The sequence below is a fragment of the Nocardia sp. NPDC004722 genome (assembly GCF_053601505.1).
The window spans coordinates 1-2758 of record NZ_JBSGBY010000852.1; the positions used below are offsets into that span (position 1 = coordinate 1).

4 protein-coding genes are annotated in these 2758 nt (G+C 71.4%); all 4 read right to left on the reverse strand.

The genetic code is table 11. The features are described 5' to 3' along the window. On the reverse strand, positions 1 to 288 hold a 288-nt coding region (locus ACWELQ_RS42945; protein ID WP_452402725.1), incomplete at its 3' end, for a response regulator. Beyond that, entirely contained in the window at positions 255 to 1367 is a 1113-nt protein-coding gene (locus tag ACWELQ_RS42950) for a sensor histidine kinase (protein WP_452402726.1), read from the reverse strand. The genes ACWELQ_RS42945 and ACWELQ_RS42950, both read right to left, overlap by 34 nt. 5 nt (positions 1368 to 1372) lie before the next feature. Further along, entirely contained in the window at positions 1373 to 1861 is a 489-nt protein-coding gene (locus ACWELQ_RS42955; protein WP_452402727.1) for a hypothetical protein, read from the reverse strand. A 111-nt stretch (positions 1862 to 1972) separates the two neighbouring features. After that, positions 1973 to 2758: enoyl-CoA hydratase-related protein (locus ACWELQ_RS42960; protein WP_452402728.1), on the reverse strand; the 786-nt coding region annotated here is incomplete at its 5' end.

Genomic DNA, 2758 nt, shown 5'->3' on the forward strand with positions numbered 1-2758 from the left:
GTCGGCGTAGGTGGTGAGCACCAGCACCGCCGTCGCGGGATGCTGCGCGGTGATGGCGGCCGTGGCGGCCACCCCGTCGATGCCGGGCATGCGCAGATCCATCAGCACCACACGGGGTTTCACGCGCGCGACCAGCTCCACCGCCTCCGCGCCGTCGCGGGCCTCCCCCACCACCCGCATATCGGGCAGCAGCGACAGCACCGTGGTGAGCCCGTCGCGCACCGTGGTCTGATCGTCGGCCACGACGACCGTGATCACGTCCGCGGCAGTAGGATTCGCACCGTCCACCGACCGTCCTCCTTCCCGGCGGTCAGGTGACCGCCGACCGCTTCGATCCGTTCGCGCATGCCGAGCAGTCCCGCGCCGGTGCCGCTGGCGCCGAGCGACAGTCGGTGCACGGCAACCGGATTCGACACGATGGCCTCGATGCGCCCGGCATTGTCCCGGAGGGTGAGCGTAACCGGCTGCCCGGGCGCGTGTTTGCGGGCATTGGTGAGTGCCTCCTGGACCGCGCGGATCAAGGCCACCGCGGTCTGCTCGTTGGCCGGATTCACCGCGATATCCAGTCGCTCGGCCACTTCCCCACCGGCGCCGCGATGTTCGTCGACCACTCGGCGCAGTTCGGCGGCGGTGTCGAAGCGCTCCGCGCGTAGGGCGCCGACCACGCGGCGCGCGTCGGCGAGCCCGGAGACCGCCAAGGCGTGTGAGGCCCGGACCCGTTCGGTGGCCTGCTCCACCGCGCCGGCCTCGAGCAGCGCGTCCGCGGCGTCCAATTGCAGTACCAGCCCGCCGAGGGTGTGCGCCAGCACGTCGTGGATGTCGCGGGCGATGCGGCCGCGCTCGGCGAGCGCGGCGGCCCGGTCGCGCTCGGCGCGGATGATCCGATTCTGTTCCACCAGTAGCCGATTGCGTTCGGCGGCCACCCGGGCCTGCCGTCGGCTCCAGCCCGCCAGACCGATCACCACCGCGCCGATCAGCAAGCCCAGGAATGCCTGGGGACGACCGCCCGCCAGCAGAATCGACACGCACATCAGCGCAAAGGTGCCCAGCGCGATCGTCACCCCGAACCGGGGTGGATCGCTCAGGCTCAGCGCCACGAAGATGGTGGCGAGCGCCGTGATCGCGGATCCGGCCGACTGCCCGACCGTCAGTCCCCCGCCGATCGCCATGGCGGCCACGCTGATTCGCTCCATCCGTGATCCGAACGGCGACGCCGCCCAGCCCGCCCACCCCAGCCACGACACCACCGCGAGCACCGCCACCCACGGTCGCTGCCACAGCTCGGCGTGCGCCGAGGTCGACACCACGGCGACGAGCCCGACCGGGCGCAGCAGCCTGGACAGGCTCGAGGAAGGATCGAGAATCATCGGCCTCAGTGTGCCGCAAGCAGGTGCGCCTGCTCGGCACGCCGGGCCAGCACCACGGCCCGTCCCGCCCGGTTCACCGCGACCACCAGCAGAATCGCCCCGACAGAGGTGACCACGGCCGCCCCGTTCGCCCGCGCCACCACGTCCACGCCGATCCGCACGGCCAGCAGCACCAGCCACAGCAGCGAGCCCGTCCACCCGGTCCGCGCCTCCAATCCGGCCGCGCCGGAACGCACCTGCGACAGCTGCCCCATCACCAGCCCGACCGCCAAGGCCAGGACCGCCGACAGCGCCAGCAAGGTCACCGCGAGCACACTCGGGGCCCCGTTCGCGAGCACGGACTTCATCTGCAGGACCCCGACCACGCCGAGGACGATCGGTCCCCGCCACAGTTTGGACTGGTCCAGCACCTGCCAGCGCGTCTGCCGGTACATGATCCATCCGATCACCAGCACCGCGACCAAACCCTCGACCACCGCATTCTGCAAATTCATGCTTCTAGGTTCGCGTTTCGCCGCCCGGGAACCCACCACCCGCGGGTGGAGACCGGGTGGATTCCGGCACCTCACTCCTCCACCCGGTGCGACGGTCGCGGGTGTGCGCGGTCAGTCGGTCCAGTGCGGGTGGCGCTTCTCCAGGAAGGCGGCCATTCCCTCACGGGCGCCGGGCAATTGGGAGGCTGCGGCCATGACCTCGCGGGCCAGGGTGTAGGCGTCGGCCTCGGGGCGGTCGAGCTGGGCGTAGAGGGTGCGTTTGCCCAGGGCCTTGCTCGCGCGGCTGCCCCGGGTGGCGCGGGCGAGCAGGTCGGCGACGGCGGTGTCGAGGTCGGCGTCGGGGACCGCGTAGTTGATCAGACCCCAGTCGACGGCGGTGCGGGCGTCCACGACATCGCCGGTGAGAGCCAACTCCATCAGGCGCTTGCGGCCGATGGACCGGGCGACCGGCACGGCCGGGGTGTGGCAGAACCAGCCGCCCTTGCCGCCGGGCAGCGCGAAACCGGCGGATTCGGCGGCGACGGCCAGATCGCAGGAGGCGACCAGCTGGCAGCCCGCGGCCGTGGCCAGGCCGTGCACGCGGGCGATGACCACCTGCGGAATCGATTCCAGGGTGGTCATCACCTGCTGGCACAGGGTGAGCAGGTCACGTACGCCGAGCAGGTCACGCGACGCCACATCGGCGAAATCGTGGCCCGCGCTGAAAACCGGTCCGGCCGCGGCCAAGACGAGACCTGTCGCGTCGGTATCGCCCGCGGCGCGGAACGCGCTCAGCAGTTCGCCGAGATGGTCAGCCGAGAGCGCATTGCGGCGGTCGGGGCGGTTCATGGTGACGGTGATGGTGTCGCCGTCGCGCTTGACGAGCAGGTGGCGGTATTCGGCGGTCATGGGGTCCAC

Excerpts from the sequence above, each read along its gene's own strand:
- ACWELQ_RS42955 (WP_452402727.1), bottom strand. The coding sequence starts at position 1,861 with ATGAATTTGCAGAATGCGGTGGTCGAGGGTTTGGTCGCGGTGCTGGTG.
- ACWELQ_RS42950 (WP_452402726.1), bottom strand. The coding sequence starts at position 1,367 with ATGATTCTCGATCCTTCCTCGAGCCTGTCCAGGCTGCTGCGCCCGGTC.